We start from the raw sequence: 498 nt of genomic DNA, 5'->3' as shown, positions 1-498 counted from the left end.
TGGATGGGAAATGATTAGTTTAATACAGCCTGAGCCAAACCCTGAAGGGCTGGCTCAGTCTAGTAGTTCATGATCTAGTTGTCACCGTGGTGAGGATGGTCAATACGGTTGATCAGTGCGCGAGCAAAGTCTTGACGAGTAATAATGCCAACAAGCTTGCCGCCGTCCATAACCGGTAGTCGTCGTCGGCCAGAAGTGAAGAACTCTGCGCAGACAATGATATCATCTTCTTGTTCAACCATGTCTAGCTCGGTCGTCATGTGATCGGCGACTCGATCACCTACTGATTGGTAGTAGCCGTCATTTAGAGCTTCTTTCAAACAATCCAATTCTGAAAGAATACCAACCAGCTTCCCTTCATTATCTATTACCGGTGCGCCCGAACGGCCTTTTTTTACCAGAGTTCTTAAAGCCGTAATAACGCTGTCTTCAGGTTTGAAGGATAAAACATTTGGGCTCATATAATCTTTTATTTTTACGGAATGCACGTCACTTGCT

The 498-nt window shown here is 45.2% G+C and carries 1 protein-coding gene; it reads right to left on the bottom strand.

The genetic code is table 11. From position 1 onward, the window contains the following. Window positions 1-74 precede the first annotated feature (74 nt). Window positions 75-498 (bottom strand): CBS domain-containing protein (locus tag A3757_RS03990; RefSeq protein WP_082872053.1); only part of this gene is annotated, 424 nt, incomplete at its 5' end.

Source organism: Oleiphilus sp. HI0117, assembly GCF_001635235.1.
Note: the sequence above shows the minus strand (reverse complement) of the source record. Positions and strands in the feature narration are given on the sequence as shown.